21 protein-coding genes are annotated in these 19,563 nt (G+C 71.9%); 7 read left to right on the top strand and 14 right to left on the bottom strand.

Features of this window, described 5'->3' with window-relative positions; translation table 11 throughout:
• The first annotated feature begins 66 nt into the window (after positions 1–66).
• Positions 67–717, top strand: coding sequence for an amino acid-binding protein (locus ACFYTQ_RS00210; RefSeq protein WP_387355702.1), 651 nt, complete (start codon positions 67–69; stop codon positions 715–717).
• Here the strand turns inward: ACFYTQ_RS00210 and ACFYTQ_RS00205 are convergent.
• Positions 710–1,204 (bottom strand): GNAT family N-acetyltransferase, encoded by a 495-nt coding sequence (locus ACFYTQ_RS00205; RefSeq protein ID WP_387355700.1) that lies wholly within the window; start codon positions 1,202–1,204, stop codon positions 710–712. The two genes, ACFYTQ_RS00210 and ACFYTQ_RS00205, sit on opposite strands and share 8 nt — an antisense overlap.
• On the bottom strand, positions 1,201–3,258 hold the full coding sequence (ligA, locus tag ACFYTQ_RS00200; RefSeq protein WP_387356940.1) for an NAD-dependent DNA ligase LigA: 2,058 nt from the start codon (positions 3,256–3,258) through the stop codon (positions 1,201–1,203). Before ligA ends, ACFYTQ_RS00205 begins: the two co-directional genes overlap by 4 nt.
• 149 nt (positions 3,259–3,407) lie before the next feature.
• Here ligA and ACFYTQ_RS00195 point away from each other — a divergent pair, with 149 nt between their 5' ends.
• Entirely contained in the window at positions 3,408–3,836 is a 429-nt protein-coding gene (locus ACFYTQ_RS00195; RefSeq protein ID WP_387355698.1) for a PPOX class F420-dependent oxidoreductase, read from the top strand.
• A gap of 203 nt (positions 3,837–4,039) precedes the next feature.
• Here ACFYTQ_RS00195 and ACFYTQ_RS00190 read toward each other — a convergent pair whose 3' ends face one another.
• Positions 4,040–5,449 carry a PLP-dependent aminotransferase family protein gene (locus tag ACFYTQ_RS00190; RefSeq protein ID WP_387355696.1) on the bottom strand — a complete coding sequence of 470 codons (1,410 nt, stop codon included), beginning with the start codon at positions 5,447–5,449 and terminating at the stop codon, positions 4,040–4,042.
• A gap of 64 nt (positions 5,450–5,513) precedes the next feature.
• Here ACFYTQ_RS00190 and ACFYTQ_RS00185 point away from each other — a divergent pair, with 64 nt between their 5' ends.
• Together ACFYTQ_RS00185 and ACFYTQ_RS00180 are read left to right on the top strand one after the other, a co-directional pair.
• On the top strand, positions 5,514–5,834 hold the full coding sequence (locus ACFYTQ_RS00185; RefSeq protein WP_387355694.1) for a cupin domain-containing protein: 321 nt from the start codon (positions 5,514–5,516) through the stop codon (positions 5,832–5,834).
• 36 nt (positions 5,835–5,870) lie between these two features.
• Complete coding sequence (locus ACFYTQ_RS00180) at positions 5,871–7,094, top strand: ATP/GTP-binding protein (RefSeq protein ID WP_387355692.1); 1,224 nt, start codon at positions 5,871–5,873, stop codon at positions 7,092–7,094.
• Here the strand turns inward: ACFYTQ_RS00180 and ACFYTQ_RS00175 are convergent, their stop codons facing one another.
• Together ACFYTQ_RS00175 and ACFYTQ_RS00170 are read right to left on the bottom strand one after the other, a co-directional pair.
• Complete coding sequence (locus tag ACFYTQ_RS00175; protein WP_387355690.1) at positions 7,095–7,916, bottom strand: NmrA/HSCARG family protein; 822 nt, start codon at positions 7,914–7,916, stop codon at positions 7,095–7,097. It abuts the gene before it with no gap.
• The gene (locus ACFYTQ_RS00170) at positions 7,913–8,842 is read right to left on the bottom strand and encodes an EamA family transporter (RefSeq protein ID WP_387355688.1); all 930 of its coding nucleotides are present in this window, start codon (positions 8,840–8,842) and stop codon (positions 7,913–7,915) included. Before ACFYTQ_RS00170 ends, ACFYTQ_RS00175 begins: the two co-directional genes overlap by 4 nt.
• A gap of 79 nt (positions 8,843–8,921) precedes the next feature.
• Here ACFYTQ_RS00170 and ACFYTQ_RS00165 point away from each other — a divergent pair, with 79 nt between their 5' ends.
• Positions 8,922–9,800, top strand: coding sequence for a LysR family transcriptional regulator (locus ACFYTQ_RS00165; RefSeq protein ID WP_387355686.1), 879 nt, complete (start codon positions 8,922–8,924; stop codon positions 9,798–9,800).
• A 9-nt stretch (positions 9,801–9,809) separates the two neighbouring features.
• Positions 9,810–10,157: a hypothetical protein gene (locus ACFYTQ_RS00160; protein ID WP_387355684.1), complete on the top strand. Its 348-nt coding sequence runs from the start codon at positions 9,810–9,812 to the stop codon at positions 10,155–10,157.
• On the opposite strand, the gene ACFYTQ_RS00155 is transcribed toward ACFYTQ_RS00160, so the two are convergent.
• The 8 genes from ACFYTQ_RS00155 to ACFYTQ_RS00120 form a co-directional block, all read right to left on the bottom strand.
• Positions 10,158–11,189, bottom strand: a complete 1,032-nt coding sequence (locus ACFYTQ_RS00155) for a methionine synthase (RefSeq protein ID WP_387355682.1) — start codon at positions 11,187–11,189, stop codon at positions 10,158–10,160.
• On the bottom strand, positions 11,186–12,286 hold the full coding sequence (gene mnmA, locus ACFYTQ_RS00150; RefSeq protein ID WP_387355680.1) for a tRNA 2-thiouridine(34) synthase MnmA: 1,101 nt from the start codon (positions 12,284–12,286) through the stop codon (positions 11,186–11,188). Before mnmA ends, ACFYTQ_RS00155 begins: the two co-directional genes overlap by 4 nt.
• Positions 12,283–13,512 carry a cysteine desulfurase family protein gene (locus ACFYTQ_RS00145; RefSeq protein ID WP_387355678.1) on the bottom strand — a complete coding sequence of 410 codons (1,230 nt, stop codon included), beginning with the start codon at positions 13,510–13,512 and terminating at the stop codon, positions 12,283–12,285. The genes mnmA and ACFYTQ_RS00145 overlap by 4 nt, the downstream gene beginning before the upstream one ends.
• A gap of 47 nt (positions 13,513–13,559) precedes the next feature.
• Positions 13,560–13,988: a hypothetical protein gene (locus tag ACFYTQ_RS00140; protein ID WP_387355676.1), complete on the bottom strand. Its 429-nt coding sequence runs from the start codon at positions 13,986–13,988 to the stop codon at positions 13,560–13,562.
• Positions 13,985–14,893, bottom strand: a complete 909-nt coding sequence (locus ACFYTQ_RS00135; protein WP_387356938.1) for a metallophosphoesterase family protein — start codon at positions 14,891–14,893, stop codon at positions 13,985–13,987. The genes ACFYTQ_RS00140 and ACFYTQ_RS00135 overlap by 4 nt, the downstream gene beginning before the upstream one ends.
• An 11-nt stretch (positions 14,894–14,904) precedes the next feature.
• Positions 14,905–15,387 (bottom strand): cupredoxin family copper-binding protein, encoded by a 483-nt coding sequence (locus ACFYTQ_RS00130; RefSeq protein WP_387355675.1) that lies wholly within the window; start codon positions 15,385–15,387, stop codon positions 14,905–14,907.
• A gap of 74 nt (positions 15,388–15,461) precedes the next feature.
• The gene (locus tag ACFYTQ_RS00125; RefSeq protein WP_387355673.1) at positions 15,462–16,130 is read right to left on the bottom strand and encodes a Rieske 2Fe-2S domain-containing protein; all 669 of its coding nucleotides are present in this window, start codon (positions 16,128–16,130) and stop codon (positions 15,462–15,464) included.
• Complete coding sequence (locus ACFYTQ_RS00120; protein ID WP_387355672.1) at positions 16,127–16,690, bottom strand: RNA polymerase sigma factor; 564 nt, start codon at positions 16,688–16,690, stop codon at positions 16,127–16,129. Before ACFYTQ_RS00120 ends, ACFYTQ_RS00125 begins: the two co-directional genes overlap by 4 nt.
• Before the next feature lie 231 nt (positions 16,691–16,921).
• Here ACFYTQ_RS00120 and ACFYTQ_RS00115 point away from each other — a divergent pair, with 231 nt between their 5' ends.
• Positions 16,922–18,451: an acyl-CoA synthetase gene (locus ACFYTQ_RS00115; protein ID WP_387355670.1), complete on the top strand. Its 1,530-nt coding sequence runs from the start codon at positions 16,922–16,924 to the stop codon at positions 18,449–18,451.
• On the opposite strand, the gene ACFYTQ_RS00110 is transcribed toward ACFYTQ_RS00115, so the two are convergent.
• Positions 18,452–19,531 carry a saccharopine dehydrogenase family protein gene (locus ACFYTQ_RS00110; protein ID WP_387355668.1) on the bottom strand — a complete coding sequence of 360 codons (1,080 nt, stop codon included), beginning with the start codon at positions 19,529–19,531 and terminating at the stop codon, positions 18,452–18,454.
• Positions 19,532–19,563: the final 32 nt, after the last annotated feature.

Raw genomic sequence — 19,563 nt, 5'->3', positions numbered from 1 at the left:
TGTAAGTATTGCGGGACTCGGGTATCCGACCCAGAGTCTCGGTCGCACGGAAAGAAAGGAAGGCACGTGTCATTTCTGCTTCGCGTGCAACTTCCGGATCGCCCAGGAAGTCTCGGTTCACTGGCTCTCGCGCTGGGCTCCGTCGGCGCCGACATCCTCTCGCTGGATGTGGTCGAACGTGGCGCCGGATTCGCGATCGACGACCTGGTGGTCGAGGTCCCGTCGGGGGCGCTGCCGGATACGCTGATCACCGCGGCCGAATCGCTCACCGATGTGCGGGTGGATTCGCTGCGGCCCTACTCCGGCATCCTCGACACCCATCGTGAGCTGGAGTTGATCGATCAGGTGGCGAGCGCGCGCGACGACCGATTACAGGTGCTGGTCGACGGCGTCCCCCGGGTGTTGCGCGTCGGCTGGAGCACCATCATCGATATCGGCCCGCAGGGCGCCTACCGCGTGGTCGGCAGCCCGAGCGCGCCTGTGACACAAGCGGGTTCGCCCCCGTGGATGCCGCTGGAGAAGCCCTCGGCCCTGGACCCGGAGGCCGACTGGGTGCCGCAGATCTGGAAGGACATGGACACCAAGCTGGCCGCCGCCCCGTTGGGCAACACCGGCAAGGTGCTGCTGCTGGGCCGTCCGGGCGGCCCGGAGTTCCGGCCCTCGGAGATCGCCCGGCTGGGTTATCTCGCGGGCATCGTCGCGACCGTGCTCATCTGAGCGGGAGCCGCATAACCGTCAGCATCATGGTGTCCGGCCGCGCCGACCAATCCCTTTCCGGCACATGGGTGAACCCCAGCCGGTCGTAGATCCGCCGCGCGTCGACCATCGGCGGCATGGTGGTCAGCACGACGGATTCGAAGCCCTCGGCGCGGCCGATCTCGATCACCTTGCGCACCAACGCCGTTCCCACCCCGAGGCCGCGGGCGTCCTTGTCGACGGCCAGCATCCGGAACTCGAGTTCGCCGGGCCGGGCGAGGGGCGCGTACGGATTGCCCGGCCGCGCGACCGTCAGCGAGCCCAGGACGCGACCGTCCCGCACCGCGACCAGGACCTCCGCCGCGCGGGCTCGGGTCTCGGTGTCGGAAAGCTCTGTCACATAAGGACTTTCGGGATCGATGTAGCCCTCGCCCACGTAGACGTCGAGGGTGAGGGCACCGACGTCCGGATACTCGCTCTCCCGCGCGGGACGGATCTCCACGCTCACCCCACCGCCTCCGGACCGCCCTCCAACAGCGCCCGGAACCCGTCCTCGTCGAGGATCGGCACGCCCAGCTCCTCCGCCTTGGCGGCCTTGGAGCCGGGCGCGTCCCCGATGACGACGTACGCGGTCTTCTTCGACACCGACCCCGCCGCCTTGCCGCCGCGCACGAGAATGGCCTCCTTCGCCTCGTCCCGCGAAAAGCCTTGCAGCGAACCGGTTACCACGATCGACAGGCCCTCGAGATTGCGCGGAATGGACGCGTCCCGCTCGTCCACCATGCGCACCCCGGCGGCCGCCCACTTGTCGACGATCGCGCGATGCCAGTCCACGTCGAACCATTCGACCACGGCCGCCGCGATGGTCGGGCCGACGCCGTCGACGGCGGCCAGCTCCTCGACCGAGGCGGCGCGAATGCGTTCCATCGCACCGAATTCGGCGGCCAGGGCGCGCGCGGCCGTCGGGCCGACGTGCCGGATGGACAGCGCGACGAGCACCCGCCACAGCGGGCGGTCCTTGGCGGCGGCGAGGTTGTCGAGTAATCGGCGGCCGTTGGCGGACAGACTGCCGTTCTTGTTGACGAACAATGTGGTGGTGAGCAGCTTGTCCTCGGTGAGGTCGAACAGGTCGCCCTCGTCGTGGATGACGCCCGACTTCAGCAGATCGATCGCGGCCTCGTACCCGAGCGCCTCGATATCGAAGGCACCGCGCCCGGCCACGTGGAACACGCGCTCCCGCAACTGCGCCGGGCAGTTGCGCTGATTCGGGCAGCGGATGTCGGCGTCGCCCTCCTTCTCGAACGCCAGCGCGGTGTGACATTCGGGGCAGCGGGTGGGCATGACGAATTCGCGTTCGGTGCCGTCGCGGACGTCGACGACCGGGCCGAGCACCTCGGGGATGACGTCGCCGGCCTTGCGGATGGTCACCGTGTCGCCGATCAGCACGCCCTTGCGCTGCACCTCGGAGGCGTTGTGCAGGGTGGCCATGGCGACCGTCGAACCCGCGACCGTCACCGGGGCCATCACCGCGAACGGGGTGACTCGGCCGGTGCGCCCGACATTGACCTGGATGTCGAGCAGTTTGGTGGTCGCCTCCTCGGGCGGGTACTTGTAGGCGATGGCCCAGCGCGGGGCGCGCGAGGTGGACCCGAGGCGGCGTTGCAGCGAGAACTCGTCGACCTTGACGACCTGGCCGTCGATCTCGTGCTCGATGTCGTGGCGGTGCTCGCCCCAGTAGCGGACCCGTTCGAGCACGGCGTCGATGCCCTGCACGCGCACGGTGTGGTCGGAGACCGGCAGGCCCCATGCCGCGAGCGCGCGATACGCCTCGTACTGGGAGGCGGGGGTGAAGCCCTCCATGCGGCCGAAACCGTGACAGATCATGCGCAGCCGCCGTCGCGCGGTGACGGCCGGATCCTTCTGCCGCAGCGATCCGGCGGCGGTGTTGCGCGGATTGGCGTAGGGCGCTTTGCCGTCCGCGACGATGGCGGCGTTGAGGTTCTCGAAGTCCTCGAGCCGGAAGTAGACCTCGCCGCGCACCTCGAGCAGTTTCGGGATGGGGAATTCGTCGTTGGGGGTGAGCCGTTCGGGGACGTCATCGATGCCGCGGGCGTTGAGGGTGACGTCCTCGCCGGTGCGCCCGTCGCCGCGGGTGGCCGCGCGCAGCAGCCGCCCGTTCTCGTAGACGAGGTTGAGCGCGACGCCGTCGATCTTGACCTCGCACACATAGTGCAAGTCGGGGCCCGTCTCGGCCTCGATGCGGCTCGCCCAGACCCGCATCTCCTCCTCGCTGAACACGTTGTCCAGGGAGAGCATTCGCTCGAGATGGTCGACGGGTGCGAATTCGGTCGCGAAACCGCCGCCGACCTGCTGGGTCGGCGAATCGGGTGTGCGCAGGTCGGGGTGTTGCTCCTCGAGGGCCAGCAACCGCTGGAACAGCGCGTCGAACTCGCCGTCGGAGATGATCGGCGCGTCGCGCACGTAGTAGCGGAACTGGTGCTCGCGCACCTCCTCCGCGAGACGCTGCCATTCCGCTCGCTCGTCGGCCGTCGCGGCCTCCATCTCGATCCCGGGTTCGCTCACGAAGGGCACATTAGCCGAGCCCTCCGACAACCCCGAGACCCAATTGCGCACGTCGCCCGGGTTTCGGACCGTCGGGTACGCGAGCACGGGACGGGAACACCGGCCCCCGCCGCGCGGTTGGATCGGGCATGGAATTGGATGCCGCGCTCGATTTCGCTCGCGCCCACCGGGGTTCGGTGCTGACCACGATCCGGAAGAACGGACGCCCACAGCTGTCGAATGTGACGCACTGGGTCGCCGACGACGGACTGATCCGGATCTCGATCACCGCCGACCGGGCCAAGTACGCGAATCTGCGTCGCGAACCATGGGCCGCGCTGCACGTCACCCGACCCGACTTCTGGGCCTACGCGGTGATCGAGGGCGATGTGGAGCTGTCCCCGGTCGCCGCGAGCCCCGACGACGCGACGGTGGAGGAACTGGTCGGCTACTACCGCACCCTCAGCGGCGAACACCCCGATTGGGACGACTACCGCCGCGCGATGGTCGCCGACCGCCGCGTCATGGCCCGCATCCGCCCCACCCGCGCGTACGGCATGCTGAATCCGCCGTCCTAGCAGGAGTTTCACACGGCGAGCAGCGACGGGCCGAGGACTGGGACCTAGCAAGGGCTTCCACACCGCCAGCGGCACCGGGCCGGGAGCGGGAGCCTAGCAAGGGCTTTCACACCGCGAGCGGCGGCGCGCCAGGAGCGGTTCCCAGCAAGGGCTTCCACACCCCGAGCGGCAACGAGCCGGGAGCGGGGTTCCAGCAACGGTTTTCACACCGCAAGGGGCGGTGGGCCGGGGGTGGGGCGGAGGGGTGGGTCGTAGGCTTGCCATGCCTCGGCGAGGCGGCGGGCGGCCTCGCGCAGGGTGTGCGGGGCGGCGACGAAGCTGATGCGGATGTGATCGGCGTGGCCGCCGGAGGGGTCTAGGCCGCAGCCGGGGAGGATGGCCACGCCGTGTCGGAGGGCGCGTTGGGCGAAGGAGGTGCCGTCGCCGTGCGGCAGCCGGATCCACAGGGTCTGGCCGCCGGTCACCCGGGGCACGTCCCATTCCGGTAGGCGGGCCGCCAGTTCGGTCACCAGGAGATCGTGAGAGTCCTTGCGGTCCCGCGTGATTCGGTTGCGCAGGCGGTCCAGATCGGGTAGGAGCGCGGCGGCGGCCAGTTGGGCGGGGATATTGCCGCCGAGGTCGTGCACCGCCCGCAGGCGTGACAGCCGGGCGATGAGCGCGGCGGGCGCTCGGATCCAGCCGATCCGCAGCCCGCCCCAGAGGATCTTGCTGAGCGAGCCGATCGAGACGACCTCGTCGCCGAAGGCGGCCAACGGCGCTGGGGGCGAATCGGTTCCGGGGAAGGTCAACTCGGCCAGCACCTCGTCGTCGAGCAGCGGCACCCCGGCGCGGGCGGCGGATTCCACCAGCGCTCGCCGGGCCAGCGGCGGAAGGACCGCGCCGGTCGGATTGTGATGGGTCGCCACCACATAGGCCAGCGCCGCGCCCGAGATCGCGCCGAGTCCGATCGGCCGGGCCACCGGAATCGCGGCCGCGTCCCGAAACGCCTCCAGCGCACCGGGATACGTGGGCGTCTCCACCAGCACCCGGTCCCCCGGCCGCAGCAGCGCGCGGGCCAGCAGCGACAGCGCGTGCTGCCCGCCGCCGGTCACGAGGATCCGCTCCGGCCCGGTGGGCACGCCGCGCGCCCGGTAGCGTTCGGCGATCGCGGTGCGCAGCAACGGAATTCCGCTGGGGTGGTAGCCGATGTCGCCGTCGAGTTCGGCCAGTCGCGGCAGCGCCGCGCGATAGGCGTCGACGACCTCCGGCGGCGGCGCCTGCGGGGCGGCACACGCGAGCGCGATCACATCGGCGTCGGGTTCGAGCAGATGCAGGAAGGCCGGGGACCGCGTGGTCGCGGGCCGGGCGACGACCGGCGACCCGGCGACTCGCGTGCCGCTGCCCTGCCGCCGGACCACCCGGCCCTCCGCGCTGAGCAGGTCGTAGGCCGCGACCACCGTGCCGCGCCCCACGGCCAGCGCCGCCGCGAGGGCCCGATCCGGCGGGAGCGGGGTGTCCGGAGCGAGTTCGCCGTCCTCGATGAGCGCCCGCACCCGGCCCGCGAGCAGCAGATACAGCGGGCCGCGTCCGGCCGACCAGCGGCCGAGGCGGTCGGCGAGTTCGATTGGTTCCATCTCCGGACCAATTGTGCCCGATTGGCTCTGGGCGCGCGGACGGCGGGGCTCGAGGATGGAGGTCATGAGCACGATCTCCATTCCCGATGTCAGCGCCGAACTGCCCGGCCCGTGGCAGCCGCGCGAGCTGGCGGTGGCCAACGACGCGGTGGTCCGCCTCGCCCGGCTGCACGGCGAGTTCCCCTGGCATCACCACGACGAGGACGAGCTGTTCCTGTGCTGGGACGGCACGTTCCGGCTGGAACTGCGCGGCCGGGACGCGGTCACGCTGCGACGCGGCGAGCTGTTCGTGGTGCCGCGCGGGCTCGAGCATCGCCCGGTCGCCGACGAACCCGCGCACGCGCTGATGATCGAGCGGCCGGAGACCGAGCAGTACGGCAACTGACGGCCGGATGCGGCACTCCGGCGCGGGGGCGGCAGGATGGCACGGGTGCTGCGCAGTTTTCAGGTGACCAACCACAGATCGCTGGCCGAGCCACAGGAGTTGCGGCTGACCGGATCCCGGCCCGGGGCGCTGCCCGCCCCCGTGACGGCGGTGCACGGGACCGCGGCCAGCGGGAAGTCGAGTCTGATCGACGCGCTGGACCACATGCGCGACGCGGTCCTGAACTCGGTCACGGGCTGGGATCCCTACGCCGGGCCGGTGCGCGCGCCGCATCTCGGATTCGCCTCCCGCCCTTCGGAATTCGCGGCGACGTTCGTGGCCGAGGGGGTGCCCTACAGCTACGGGTTCCGGCTCGACCACGCGGAGGTGACGGCGGAGTGGCTGCACAGCCATCCGCACAACCGCAAGCGCGTGGTGTTCGAGCGGGAGGGCGATCAGGTGCGCGTCGGCCCGATGTTCGAGCCGGTGCGCTACGGCGTCGGGGCGCTGGCGCCGCTGGTGCGACCGAACGCGTTGCTGCTCAGCCTGTCCGGGCAGTTGTACGCCGAGGCGCTGGTCCCGGCCTACCGCTGGTTCGCGGACGGGCTGGAAGTCGTTGCCGGGCAGCAGGATTCGAGCGCCATCGCGAACCGGCTCGGCGGTCACCTGTCCCGGTCGGCCGAGCACGCCGCGCGGCTGCTGCTGTTGCTGCGCTCGGCCGAGCTGGGCATCGTGGACCTGCTGGTCGCCGCGGACGATCCGCTGTACGCCGACCATCTGCGCGAGGTGGACGGCGAGATCGCCACGCTGACAAAGGAACTCGACTCGGCGGCGACCGCGTCCGGCCCCACCCCGATCGAACTCGAACGGGAGCTGACCAATCTGCGCACCGCCCGCGACACCCTCTACACCCGCATGGTGGCCCGGCGCGGCGTCGGCCTGGGCCTGGTGCACGAGGGCGTCGACGCCGCGTTCGACATCGCCGACGAATCCACCGCCACCCTCGCCCTGCTGCGGCTGCTCCCGCCGATCCTGGACGCCCTGGACACCGGCCGCGTGCTGGCCGTCGACGATATCGACGCCCACCTCACCGGCGACACGGCCGACCGGCTGATCCAGCTGTTCCAGAATCCGGAGACCAATTCCCGGGGCGCGCAACTGATCTTCACCACGCGGCAGCGCGATCTCGTGGATCGCGGCAACGGGCGTTCGCAGACGCGGCGGGCGGCGGTGTGGCAGGTGCGGCGGGCGGGCGCGGGCAGCGTGCTGACGGCCCGTTAGTCAGCGAGCGCGCAGCCAGTCCGCGAAGGTGAGCAGTTTCGGGAACCGGCGGCGCAGGGCCGGGATGTCGGCGCGGAATCCCGAGGTCGCGATCCACGCGTACATCCTCGCGAACTCCTCGGGCAGGACGGACGGTTGTTCGAGGCGGGTGGGGATCCGGTCGGATTCGGCGAGGGCGGCGAGGATGCGGTGCACCGGAAGTTCGTCCCCGGCGAGTTCGATTGCGGCGCCCAGGAATTCGTCAGGGTGGGCGAACACCTCGGCGGCGACGCGGCCGATGTCGTCGGCCGCGATCATCTGGAGTCCGGTGCGGGGCGGCAGGGCGACCGCGGCCACCCGCGTACCGTCGCGGTCCTCGAGCAGGTACGGCCAGTTGTCCATGAAGAACACCGGGCGCAGGATCGTGGCGGGGATACCGAGGGCCCGGATGTGCGCCTCGATCTCGGCCTTGGTCTCGAAATGGATGACCCCGGAACGACGTTCGGCCCCGCCGACGGAACTGTAGACGAGCTGAGCGACGCCCGCGGCGGCGGCCGCGTCGGCGACGGCGCGACCCCGGCGCACCTCGGTCTCGGGGTCCGGCGCGGCCATATCGGAGGGTTGGACGCTGAACACGCCGCGACAGCCGCGGGCCGCCGCGCGCAGCGACGCCGGATCGTCGAGATCGCCCGCGACCGGATGCGCGCCGAGCGCGGCCAGCCCCCGGGCCGATCCGGGATCGCGGACCAACGCCCGCACCGGGAATCCCGCGGCGAGCAGCGCGCGGGCGACCGCGCCGCCCTGCGTGCCCGTCGCGCCGGTGACCAGGATCGTGTTGCTCATGCCAATTCCTTTCGGGCGGGCGGCTTTTCGGGGAGCTGGCCCGCGACGATCGCCGCGAGCGCGAGCGCGAATCCGGCGAGCTGCGTCGGACCGAGCGTCTGATCCAGCAGCGCCGCACCGAGACTCGCGGCGACCAGCGGGGAGAGCAGCGCGAGCACCGCGACCGAGGTGACCGGCAGCGTGCCGAGGCCCCGGAACCACACCACGTAGGCGATCAATCCGCCGACCAGGCCGAGCCAGAGGTACCCCAGCGCCGCGCGGCCGTCGATGGCGGGCGGCGCGCCCTCGACGAGCGCGGTCAACGGCAGCAGGAACACCCCGGCGGCCACGAGCTGCCAGCTCGCGAAGGTGACGGGTCCGGCCGCGCTCGGCCGCCCCCAGCGTTTGGTGAGGGTCAGGCCCAGGGCCATGGACGCCGCGCTGCCCAGTCCCGCCGCGACGCCGATCGGGTCGGCCGCCGCCGCGGGTCCGATGACCACCAGGCCGACGCCGACCACTCCGACCGCGCCCCAGGCGAATCGGCGGATCGAGGGCGTCTCGTGCAGGATCGGCACGGTCAGCACCGCGACGATGAGCGGCTGCACCGCGGTCAGCGTCGCCGCGACGCCGCCGGGCAGGCGTTCGGCCGCGACGAACAGCAGGGCGTTGAGCAGGCCGATGTTCAGCACGCCGAGCACCGCGACCTTGGCCCACCACACCCCGCGCGGCAGCGTGCGGGTGACGGCGAGGGTGATCAGGCCCGCGGGCAGGGCGCGCAGCAGGGCGGCGAACAGCGGATGGCCGGGCGGGAGCAGTTCGGTGGTGACGATGTAGGTGGTGCCCCACGACAGCGGGGCGAGCGCGGTGAGCGCGGTGCGGGACAGCGTCGAGACGGGAGCGCCGCGGGCGACTCCGGGCGAAATCCGTTGGGCGAGGGAGGTTTTCACTCCAGCAGTGTCACCCGGGGGCGATCAATGAGTCCAACACATGTTTGTCACCGCTTCGATCGTGATTCACGATTGATCGGTGGAACTTCAGCAGCTGCGCTACGTCCTCGCCGTCGCCGAGACCAACAGCTTCACCCGGGCGGCCGAACGTTGCCTCGTCGTGCAGTCGGCGCTGAGCCACCAGATCGCCCGGCTGGAACGGGAATTGGGCGCGCGGCTGTTCGACCGCACCAGCCGCCGGGTCCGGTTGACGCCCGCGGGCGCGGCCTTCCTCCCGGCGGCCCGGCAGTGCCTCGAGGCCGCCGAGCGGGCCGCCGCCGAGGTCGCCGCGGCCGTGGGCGAGGTACGCGGCCGGCTCGCGGTCGGGCTCATCCCGACCGTGGCGGCGGTCGACGTGCCCGACGCCCTGCGCGAATTCCGCGAGCGCTATCCGCACGTCCGGATCGGCCTGCGGGTCGGTGCGAGCGACGATCTCATCACCCGGGTCGAACAGGGCGGCGTCGATGTGGCCTTCCTCGGCCTGCCGACCACGGCCCACCCGCGCGGGGTGGCGTCCCGCGAACTCGCGCGGGACCGCCTGGTCGCCGTCGTCGCCCCCGATCACCCGCTCGCCGCCGAACCCGTGGTCGAGCTGCGCCGCCTCGCCGCGGAGACCTTCGTGGACATGCCCGCCGGAACGGCCGCCCGCCTCCAGACCGACCAGGCGTTCGCGGCCGCGGGCCTGGATCGCGACGTCGCCTTCGAGGTCACCACCGCGGACTACATCGCCCGCCTGGTCGCTCCCGGCCTCGCGGTCGCCATGATGCCCTCGGCCTATGCCCCGCAGCTGTCGGGCGTGGCGACCCTCGAGGTCTCCGACGCCCCGGCCCGGGTCGAGTACGTCATCTGGAATCGCGCCGCCCGCACTCCCGCCGCCAGCGCCTTCCTCCGCATCCTGGGTGTGGAGCCGGACGCCTAGCATGGGGGCATGGTGGAATTCGCGTTCATCCTTCTGATCGGTGGGGCGCTGGTGGCGCTGTTCGCGATGTACCGCCGCGGGCGCGGAGGCGGGAACACGCCCGCGCAGGCCGAGACCGGAACCTTGCACGTCACCGGGGTGAGCCCGCGGCCCGCCGCCCAGGGCGAGCAGTACGTGACCATCACGGGGACCATCACCGGTCCGACCGTGCCCGGGGAGACGGTGTACGGGCGGTTCGCCTGGGACGTGAACCAGTGGCCGTCGCCGGGCGAGGACATCACCGTGGTGTATCCGATGGGCAAACCGCAGCACTGGCAGATCGGGCATCCGGGCGCGCGGCCGTATCTGGGGTCCTGATCAGTCGAAGGTCAGGTTCTCCGGTTCCTCGGTGAAGGCGCGGGCGGTGTCCGTGGCCAGCGCGAGGGCGCGGCGGGCCCAATCCGTCGGCGCGCCGGACAGGCCGCAGGCCGGGGAGACGACGACCTTGTCGCTCAAGGTGCGGCGCGGGAAGCCGAGGCGATCGATCAGCCGGACCGCCGGTTCGGCGATCGTGCGCCAGGTCGGCGGGGTGCTCGGGGGTGTCGTCGGGATCAGGCCGAGGGCGAGCAGTTTGCGCGCGTCCAGGAGTTCGCCGACGGCGTCCAGGTCCCTGGTGGCGATGGCGGCCAGATCGAAACCGATTGCGGCGGCGGCACTTCGGCGCAGGAAGCCGAGCGCGGGCGACCGGTCGCAGCTGTGCACCAGCACCGGGGCCGCCTGCGCGCCGATGACGGTGTCGAGCAGGTGCAGCGCCTCCGGTTCGGGCACCGCGGGCACACTGTCCAGCACGCTGGTGCCGGGCAGCGACCCGCGGAGCACCTCGGTGAGCGACGGCTCGTCCAGTTGCAGCACGACCCGCGCGCCCAGCCGCCGATCGACCTCGGCGACGTGCCGGGTCAGGCCCTCGGCCAGGGACTCCGAAAGATCGCGCACCGCACCGGAATCGGTGAGGATGCGATGCCCGCCGGGCAGTTCGACCTGGGCGGCGAGGGTCAGCGGACCGGTCGCCTGCACCTTGACGACGCGGTCGGAACCGGTGAGACCCGCTGTCTCCCAAGCCTCTTCGAGCGCGTCGAGATCGGCGCGCAGCAGATCCCGGGCGCGTCGCGATACCGAGCCGGGGCGGGCGGCGAGCCGGTAGCCGCGGGTGGTGGTGTCGAAACGCAGGTCGACCAGCAGCGCGGAGGCGCGGCCGAGCATGTCCGAACCCGTTCCGCGAGCGGGCAATTCGACCAGGTGCGGCAGCTCGGGCAGTTCGCCGACGATGGTGGCGGCGGCCTCGCGCGGATCGGTGCCCGGCCAGGAGCCGACGCCGGTGGCGACGCCACCGCGCAGGACGGATTCGGTCACCGGACGAGCTCGCCCGCGCGGTCGCCGCTGGTCGCGTTGATGGTGCCGCTGCCGATCACCTGATCCCCCGCCGGGTCCGGGCGGTACAGCACCACGGCCTGTCCGCGCGCCACACCGGTGAGCGGTTCGCGCAGCCGGACCACCAGCCCGTCGCCGACGGCCTCGGCGACCGCGGGCGCGGTGCCGCCGTGCGCGCGCACCTGGGCCACGCACTCCAGCGGGCCGGACGGGGTCGCGCCGGAGGTCCACACCGCCCGGTCGGCGCGCACGGTCCACACGTCGAGCTCCTCGGCGGGACCCACCCGCACGGTCCCGGTGTCGGGATCGATGCCGGTGACATAGCGGGGGCGGCCGTCGGGCGCGGGACCGGGCAGGCCGAGACCCTTGCGCTGGCCGATGGTGAAGCCGTGCACGCCCTCGTGTTCGGCGAGCGCGTTGCCGTCGGAGTCGACGATCGCGCCCGGCCGGATCCCGATCCGCGCGCCGAGGAAGGCGCGGGTGTCGCCGGAGGGGATGAAGCAGATGTCGTGCGAGTCGGGCTTGTTCGCGACCGCGAGCCCGCGCTCGGCGGCCTCGGCGCGGATCCGCGGCTTGGGGGTGTCGCCGACCGGGAACATGGCCCGCGACAGCTGCTCGGCGGTCAGCACGGCCAGCACGTAGGACTGATCCTTGTCGGCGTCGACCGCGCGGCGCAGCACGCCGTCGTCCAGGCGCGCGTAGTGCCCGGTGACCACGGCGTCGAAGCCGAGCGCGACCGCGCGATCGGCCAGCGCGGAGAACTTGATCTTCTCGTTGCAGCGCAGGCACGGGTTGGGCGTCTCCCCCGCCGCGTAGGACGCGACGAAGTCGTCGATCACGTCCTCGGCGAAGCGGTCGGCGAAATCCCAGACGTAGAACGGGATTCCGAGCACATCGGCGGCGCGGCGGGCGTCCCCGGCGTCCTCCTTGGAGCAGCAGCCGCGCGAACCGGTCCGCAGCGTCCCCGGATTCGCCGACAGCGCCAGATGCACCCCGACCACCTCGTGCCCGGCGTCGACCGCCCGCGCGGCGGCCACGGCGGAATCGACTCCGCCGCTCATCGCGGCGAGCACCCTCATCGTGTACCTCCCTTCGCGCCGGCCAGCCCGGCGGCCTTGGCCCGTTCGACCACCGGCGGCAGCGCCCGCAACAACGTTTCGACATCGGCCCGGGTCGAGGTGTGCCCGAGCGAGAAGCGCAGCGAACCGCGCGCCCGCCCGGGGTCGGACCCCATGGCCAGCAGGACGTGACTGGGCGCGGCCACCCCGGCGTTGCAGGCCGAGCCCGTGGAACATTCGATACCGGCGGCGTCGAGCAGCATCAGCAGCGAATCACCCTCGCAGCCGGGGAAGGTGAAATGCGCGTTGCCCGGCAGCCGCCGCTCGCCGGAGGGCCCGTTGAGTTCCGCGTCGGGCACCGCGGCCCGCACACCGGCGATGAGATCGTCGCGCAACCGCGTCAATTCCGGTGTGCGCGTGGGCAATTCGCGGACGGTCTGACGCAGCGCGGCGGCCAGGCCGACCGCCGCGGGCACGTCGGAGGTGCCCGAGCGCAGGTCCCGCTCGTGCCCGCCGCCGTGCAGCAGCGGCACGCACGGCACCTGGCGGCCCAGCAGCAGCACGCCCGACCCGTGCGGCCCGCCGACCTTGTGCCCGGCGAAACTGGCCGCGGCCACCCCGCTGGCGGCGAAGTCGATCGGCAGCTGCGCCGCGGCCTGCACCGCGTCGGTGTGCAGCGGAACGTCGAATTCCTGTGCGACGGCGGCCAATTCGACGATCGGCTCGATGACGCCGACCTCGTTGTTGGCCCACATGATCGACACGAGCGCGGTCTCGTCGGCGTGCTCGGCGAGCGCGGCCCGCAGCGTGCGCGGCGACACCACGCCCTCGCCGTCCACCGCGAGCAGCGTCACCCGCGCGCCCTCGCGCTGTTCGAGCCAGTCGACGGCGTCGAGCACCGCGTGGTGTTCGATCGCGCTGACCAGGATCCGGTTCCGCTTCGGATCGGCGTCGCGACGCGCCCGATAGATCCCCTTGACGGCCAGATTGTCGCTCTCGGTCCCCCCGGAGGTGAAGATCACCTCCGACGGGCGCGCCCCCAGATCGGCCGCGATGGACTCGCGGGCCTCCTCCAGCAGCCGCCGCGCCGCCCGCCCCGATCCGTGCAGCGACGAGGCGTTACCCGCCTCGGCCAGCACAGCGGTCATCGCCTCGACCGCGGCCGGATACATCGGTGTCGTGGCCGCGTGATCGAGGTAGACCGCCTGGGGCGCCGCACCGACCGGACCCGGGAAAGGGGACTTCATGACGTGCAAAGCCTATCCGATCATCGACCTGGGAATCTCGAGGGTGTCTACCCACCGGAAGACGTAACCGGTCGCACACCGTCCGATATTCCCCGAGCCCGCCACCTCCCCTCGACGGCGAGCGAGGCCAGACAGGCCAGCACCACGACCACCTCGGCGGCCAGCGCGAGCGCGGCCTGGGGCACGGGCTCCCAGCCGGTCTCGCTGAACCCGAACAGCCCGGTCGTGCGGGACAGGACGAAGGCCGCCACCGAGCCGAGCCCGAGCAGCGCGGCGGCGACCCGCAGGGTCCACGGCCCCACGAGTACCAGCGCGGCGAGCGCGAACGACACGGCCGCCTGGACCAGGAATCCGGGACCGATGACGTGGATCACGCGATAGCCGTGCCCGTAGAGGTCGACGTGGACGTACCCGGTGATCACCAGGCCCGCGCTGACCAGCACGCGCGACAGCGCATCGAACCAGCGGACGGTCATGACAGCTCCTGATCCTTGACGGCCAGCTGCTGCTCGCCGCGTTTGAAGGTGACCTCGCGAATTCCCAAGGCGGCGTGCAGTTTTCCGGCGGGCAGCGTCACCGGTTTGGGCGCGGGGCCGTCGCCGGGGCGGGGCAGCGGGTAGGCGGTGGTGGTGCCGCTGTGGAAGGTGATGTTGCCCTCGGTCTTCGTGAACAGTTGGTGCACATGGCCGTTGAGGCAGGTGACCGAGGAGAACCGGCGCAGATAACTCAGCGCCTCGGCGGCGTCGTCGGTGCCCCACCCCCAGTCCGGGTACATCGCGAACAGCGGGATGTGGCTGAACACGATGATCGGGGTGTCGTTGCCGAGCCCGGCGACGTCCTTGCGCACGAAGTCCAGCTGATCCTGGCCCAGATGCCCGAGGGTGCGCAGGTTCAACGTGTTGACCAGGCCGATCACGTGCACCCCGGCGATGTCGAAGCTGTACCACCCGTCCCCGCGGGTGCCCGCCCCGAACACCGAGCGATACCGCTGCCCGGCGTCGTCGGTCGAATCGTGTTCGCCCGGAACGGTGAACACGTGCGGAGTGTTCAGCCCGGTCATCATCTGCTTGACCTGATCGAACTGCTCCGGTGTGGCCAGATGGGTCAGGTCGCCGGTGTGGATGACGAAATCGGGGGTGTAGCCGAGGGCGTTGACCTGGTCGATCGCCTGCGTGAACGTCTGTGTCACATCGGGATTGGCGGTGCCCTGGAAACCGATGTGGCTGTCGCTGATCTGCGCGAACCGCAGCGTCGGCCGGTCGGCGGCCGGGGTGGCGGACGCGCCACCGGCCACCTGGGAGATGATCTCGCCCCCGACCACGGACAGGCCGACCGCGGCCCCGAACCAGGCGCTGTGCCGGATGAGCTGGCGACGGGTCATTCCGGGTTCGGTCACGGCGTCACCTGCACTGTCGCCTTCATGAACGGATGGATCGAGCACACGTAGGCCACCGTGCCCGGTTTGGTGAAGGTGAACGAATACGTCGCGCCCGCACCCATTCCCGGGGAGTGGAAGCTGCCGTCGGTGGCCACCACGGTGTGCGGTTCCTCGTCGCGATTGGTCCAGGTGACGGTCGTGCCGACCGGGACGGTCAGGGTCGCGGGGGCGAAGGCGAAGTTGTCGATGGTGACCGCGTTGGGCCCGGCGGGCGCGGCGGGGGCGCCCGACGGCGGACGCATTCCCGGCATGCCCGGCATCCCCGACATGCCCGGGGCGGCGCCGCCCGCCGTCATGCCGGGAGTGTCGGCGCCCGAAGGGAATACGGGTGTGGGGGCGGCGGTGGGCGCGGCGTTGCCGCCGCACGCGCTCGTCACCCCCGCGACCGCCAGGGCGAGGGCGATCGCCGCTCGCCGCCCGTGAGGAATTCTGCTCATATCGTCCGGCCTCCGTTCCGGTGCCGCGTCCCTCGACGCGTGGCTCACCTACAGATAGGAGGACGGGTTACACCTCACGCGGGTTCGGTCGGCGCGAAAACCTCGATGGCGCCGTCGTTTTCGCGCACGCGCATGCGGGGCAGCGGCGCGGGCGCGATCGGCAGCTGATGGGTGAGCACCCGGCCGTCCACCGCGAACGAGGTGGAATGGCACGGGCAGCGCAGCCGATCCGCGGGGCCGTCGAGCCACAGCTTGCAGCCCTGATGGGTGCACACGCCGGTCACCGCGGCCGGAATTCCGTTGGCGCGCCGCACGAATCCGCTCACCACGCCCAGATCGAAGGCGACCGTGGCGCCCTCGGGCACGTCGGCGCTGGCGGCGACCGGCCGCCACACCCCCGCGTTCGGTTCCAGATCCGCTTGGGGCACGGGCGTTTTCGGCGCGGTGACGGCGTGATCGACCACGGCCCCGACCGCGGCGGCGGCCGCCGCCACCGAGGTGCCGATGAGCAACTGCCGGCGCGGTCTGCCCGGCGACGGCTCGGCGTCGTCGATCTCGGCGGCCAGCCGCCGGTGCAGGTCGGCGAGGAACTCCTCGCTGGGGGCGTCGCTGCCGAGCCGGGCGGCCCGCAGTTCGATGGCCGTGCGCATCTCCCGGGCCTCGGCCTCGTCCGGCCGTCCCGGGCGGGGGCGGCGCCCGGCGAGCAGATCCTCGACGAACCGCCGCGTGTCGCGTTCGCTCATCGCGCACCTCCCTCGTCCGAACCCGCGGCCATGCGTAAGGCGCGGTGTTGCAACACCTTCGCATTCGCCACGCTCACACCCAAGCTGTTCGCGGCGTCGCGCACCGACAGACCTTGCAGGAAACGCAGTTCCAGGATGCGACGGTACCGGTCGGGCAGATTCGCCAGCACCGCCCGCGCCCGCTCGGCGGCCCGGCCGTCCGGCGGCGGCTCGGGTCCGGTGTCGGGGAAGTCGTCGTCGATCACGGTGATCTCCCGGCCCATCCGCGTGCGCCAGTGGCCCGCGAGCACGGTGCGCGCGGTGGCCCGCAGGTACGCGCGGACCTCCCGCACATCGGCGCTGACCCGCAACGGTTTCAAGGCCGTGGTGAACACCTCGGCGGTGAGGTCCTCCGCGTCGGCCCGATTGCCCACCTTGCCGAACATCAAGCCGTACACCCAGCCCACATTGTCGCGATACACCGCCTCCCAGTCCGGGTAGCCGTCGCCGGGCACCAACCGCAACCCCCGGGCCGGGTCCGGTTCCCCCGCCTCCCACGGCGCGCCCGTCCGTCCTGCCATCACCCGCTGTCCTCCGACTCCCGCGGCCGGGACGACCGCTCGTGGCTCCGGGGGCCGGGACGACCGCTCGTGATCCCGGCGGCTCGGACGACCGCTCGGGACTCCGGCGGCCGGACGACCGGCCCCTGACCCAGGCGGCCGGGACGACCGCTCGTTGGTACATAGCGAACGGGGTTACAGCGGGATCGGTTCAAGCTACATTGCGGTCAGGTTCGACGGTCAGGAGTTCGTATGTATCCAGGGGTGCATGCCGCGCGGTTTCCGGACAAGGCCGCGGTGCTGCTCGCGGACGGGTCGGCGGGGTTGAGTTACGGCGAGTTGGAGGAGGGGTCGGCGCGGCTGGCGCGGTATCTGCACGGGGCGGGGTTGCGGCGGGGGGATCATGTCGCGCTGCTGACCGCCAACGATCCGCGGACGTTCGAAGTCTATTGGGCCGCAATGCGTTCGGGGCTGTACTTCACCGCGGTGAATCGGCATCTGTCCGCCGCGGAGATCGCCTACATCGTGAACGATTGCGGCGCAAGGGCTCTCGTGGTGTCGGCGCGGCTGGGTGAGGTGGCGGCGAAGATCGTGCCGGAGACGCCGGGGGTGGAGCTGCGGCTGTCGTATCGCGGGGCGGTGGAGGGTTACGCCTCCTATGAGGACGCGCTCGCCGCGTCCTCGCCCGAACCGCTGCCGTCGCAGCCGGCGGGCAGGGACATGCTGTACTCCTCGGGAACCACGGGGCGTCCCAAGGGGATCAAGCCGCCGTTGCAGGATCGGCAGGTGCACGAGCCGGGCGAGACGGTGGCGTCGGTGTTCGGTCCCATGTACGGCTTCGGCGAGGACACGGTGTACCTGTCCCCCGCGCCCATCTATCACGCGGCGCCGCTGCGGTTCTGCGGCGCGGTGCAGGCGCACGGCGGGACCGTGGTGCTCATGGACCGGTTCGACGCGGAGGCGGCGCTGGCGGCCATCGAACGGCATCGAGTGACGCACAGCCAGTGGGTGCCGACCATGTTCGTGCGCATGCTCAAACTGCCCGCGGAGGTGCGCGCGAAATACGACCTGTCGAGCCTGCGGGTGGCCGTGCACGCGGCCGCGCCCTGCCCGGCCGAGGTGAAGCGGGCCATGATCGAGTGGTGGGGGCAGGTGCTGCACGAGTACTACTCGGCCACCGAGGGCATCGGCATCACCTTCGTCGACAGCGCCGAGTGGCTGCGCAAGCCCGGTACGGTCGGCCGGGCAGCGCTCGGGGTGATCCACGTGTGCGGCGAGGACGGCGCGGAGCTGCCGGTCGGGGAGATCGGCACGATCTACTTCGAGCGCGACGAGGTGCCCTTCGCGTACCACAACGATCCGGCCAAGACGGCCGAGGCCGTGCATCCGGCGCATCCGACGTGGTCGACCACCGGCGATGTCGGCTATGTGGACGACGAGGGGTTCCTGTTCCTCACCGACCGCAAGGCGTTCATGATCATCTCCGGCGGGGTGAACATCTACCCGCAGGAGATCGAGGACGCTTTGGCGTTGCACCCCAAGGTGTTCGACGCCGCGGTCATCGGCGTTCCGGACGCGGAGATGGGCGAGTCGGTGCGGGCGGTGATCCAGCCCGCCGCGGGCGTCGACCCGTCCCCCGAACTCGCCGACGAGTTGCGCGCGTTCCTGCGCGAGCGCATCGCCCACTACAAGGTGCCGCGCGGCATCGACTTCGTCGACGACCTGCCGCGCACCCCGACCGGGAAGCTGGTCAAACGGAAGTTGCTGGAGCGCTACCGCTGATCAGCGGGCGAAACCCGCGTCGGCGGCGGCCGCGGTGAGCGCGTCGAGCCCGAATCCGTCGACCGGTCCGAGCGCGCCCACGCCGCGCAGGCCGCCGTCCAGCGCGGTGTGCGCGCCCCAGGCGAGCATGGCGGCGGTGAACTCGTAGGGGTCGCCGCCCTTCAGCGTCACCGACGCGAGGGTGCGGCCCGCGGCGTCGACGGCCTCGGCGACGACCCAGCTGCGGGTGCGGGCGCGGGCCGCCGCGTCGGGACCGCCGGTGGAGCCCTTGACGATTCGGGTCAGCAGGCCCTGGGTCGCCCGGCGTGCGGGGCCCACGGCCGTGATCGCGCCCGCGAGCAGCGAGGTGGCTTGCAGGCCGCGCGCCACCGGACCGGTGAGGCCCAGGTACACGCCCACATCGCGCAATTGCGGGTAGGCCCGGGTGAGGGCGAGGTGCTCCGAACCCGGCACCGACAGCCCCCTCCCCGTCCGGCCCGCGACGTCGAAGGCGCGCACCCGCGCTCCCGTCCGCTCGGTGACGAGTTCGCCGCCGCGATGCGCGAAGCCCTGTTCGAACAGCATTCCGGCCATCGAGGCGCGGGTGCCGCCGCTGGTGCCGGGGCTGGCCATGAAGTAGCCGATCTCCACGCCCACCGCCTCGGGCGCCTCGCGCAGCACCAGCCCGGCGGCGAGATTGCCTGGGACGTAATCGAATCCGAACGCGGTCAGCAGCCCGATCCCGACCTCCCGCGCGGGGGCGTCGCGCTCGAAGACGCCGCGGATGAACGGGCCCTCGCCGGTGGAGTCGAAGTAGTGCGCCCCGGCCGCGAGCGCCGCCGCGAGGGCGGGTTCGCCGTGGCGCAGGAACGGCCCGACCGTCGTCACCAGGACATCGCCCCGGCTCAGCAGGGCGCGCACCGACGCGGGGTCGGTGACGTCCGCGACCGCGGTGTCCGCGCCGCCGAGGTCGGCGGCCAGCTTCTCCACCGCGGTGGCGTGGCGGCCCGCGAGCACCGGGGTCGCGCCCCGGGCGATCAGGGCCTCGGCGGTGAGGCGGCCGGTGTAGCCGGTGGCTCCGAACACGACGATCTTCGACATTGCCCCTACCCGTGTTTCGCTCGACGTCAGTG

Origin of the sequence: Nocardia sp. NPDC004068, assembly GCF_042874315.1 — a bacterium.
GTDB lineage: Bacteria > Actinomycetota > Actinomycetes > Mycobacteriales > Mycobacteriaceae > Nocardia.
Note: the sequence above shows the minus strand (reverse complement) of the source record. Positions and strands in the feature narration are given on the sequence as shown.

Coding starts and splice junctions, on each gene's coding strand:
- ACFYTQ_RS00185 (WP_387355694.1), top strand. CDS start 5,514: ATGAGCACGATCTCCATTCCCGATGTCAGCGCCGAACTGCCCGGCCCG.
- ACFYTQ_RS00195 (WP_387355698.1), top strand. CDS start 3,408: ATGGAATTGGATGCCGCGCTCGATTTCGCTCGCGCCCACCGGGGTTCG.
- ACFYTQ_RS00145 (WP_387355678.1), bottom strand. CDS start 13,512: ATGAAGTCCCCTTTCCCGGGTCCGGTCGGTGCGGCGCCCCAGGCGGTC.
- ACFYTQ_RS00180 (WP_387355692.1), top strand. CDS start 5,871: ATGGCACGGGTGCTGCGCAGTTTTCAGGTGACCAACCACAGATCGCTG.
- ACFYTQ_RS00130 (WP_387355675.1), bottom strand. CDS start 15,387: ATGAGCAGAATTCCTCACGGGCGGCGAGCGGCGATCGCCCTCGCCCTG.
- ACFYTQ_RS00160 (WP_387355684.1), top strand. CDS start 9,810: ATGGTGGAATTCGCGTTCATCCTTCTGATCGGTGGGGCGCTGGTGGCG.
- ACFYTQ_RS00120 (WP_387355672.1), bottom strand. CDS start 16,690: ATGGCAGGACGGACGGGCGCGCCGTGGGAGGCGGGGGAACCGGACCCG.
- mnmA (WP_387355680.1), bottom strand. CDS start 12,286: ATGAGGGTGCTCGCCGCGATGAGCGGCGGAGTCGATTCCGCCGTGGCC.
- ACFYTQ_RS00190 (WP_387355696.1), bottom strand. CDS start 5,449: ATGGAACCAATCGAACTCGCCGACCGCCTCGGCCGCTGGTCGGCCGGA.
- ligA (WP_387356940.1), bottom strand. CDS start 3,258: ATGGAGGCCGCGACGGCCGACGAGCGAGCGGAATGGCAGCGTCTCGCG.
- ACFYTQ_RS00135 (WP_387356938.1), bottom strand. CDS start 14,893: ATGACCCGTCGCCAGCTCATCCGGCACAGCGCCTGGTTCGGGGCCGCG.
- ACFYTQ_RS00110 (WP_387355668.1), bottom strand. CDS start 19,531: ATGTCGAAGATCGTCGTGTTCGGAGCCACCGGCTACACCGGCCGCCTC.
- ACFYTQ_RS00140 (WP_387355676.1), bottom strand. CDS start 13,988: ATGACCGTCCGCTGGTTCGATGCGCTGTCGCGCGTGCTGGTCAGCGCG.
- ACFYTQ_RS00115 (WP_387355670.1), top strand. CDS start 16,922: ATGTATCCAGGGGTGCATGCCGCGCGGTTTCCGGACAAGGCCGCGGTG.
- ACFYTQ_RS00175 (WP_387355690.1), bottom strand. CDS start 7,916: ATGAGCAACACGATCCTGGTCACCGGCGCGACGGGCACGCAGGGCGGC.
- ACFYTQ_RS00125 (WP_387355673.1), bottom strand. CDS start 16,130: ATGAGCGAACGCGACACGCGGCGGTTCGTCGAGGATCTGCTCGCCGGG.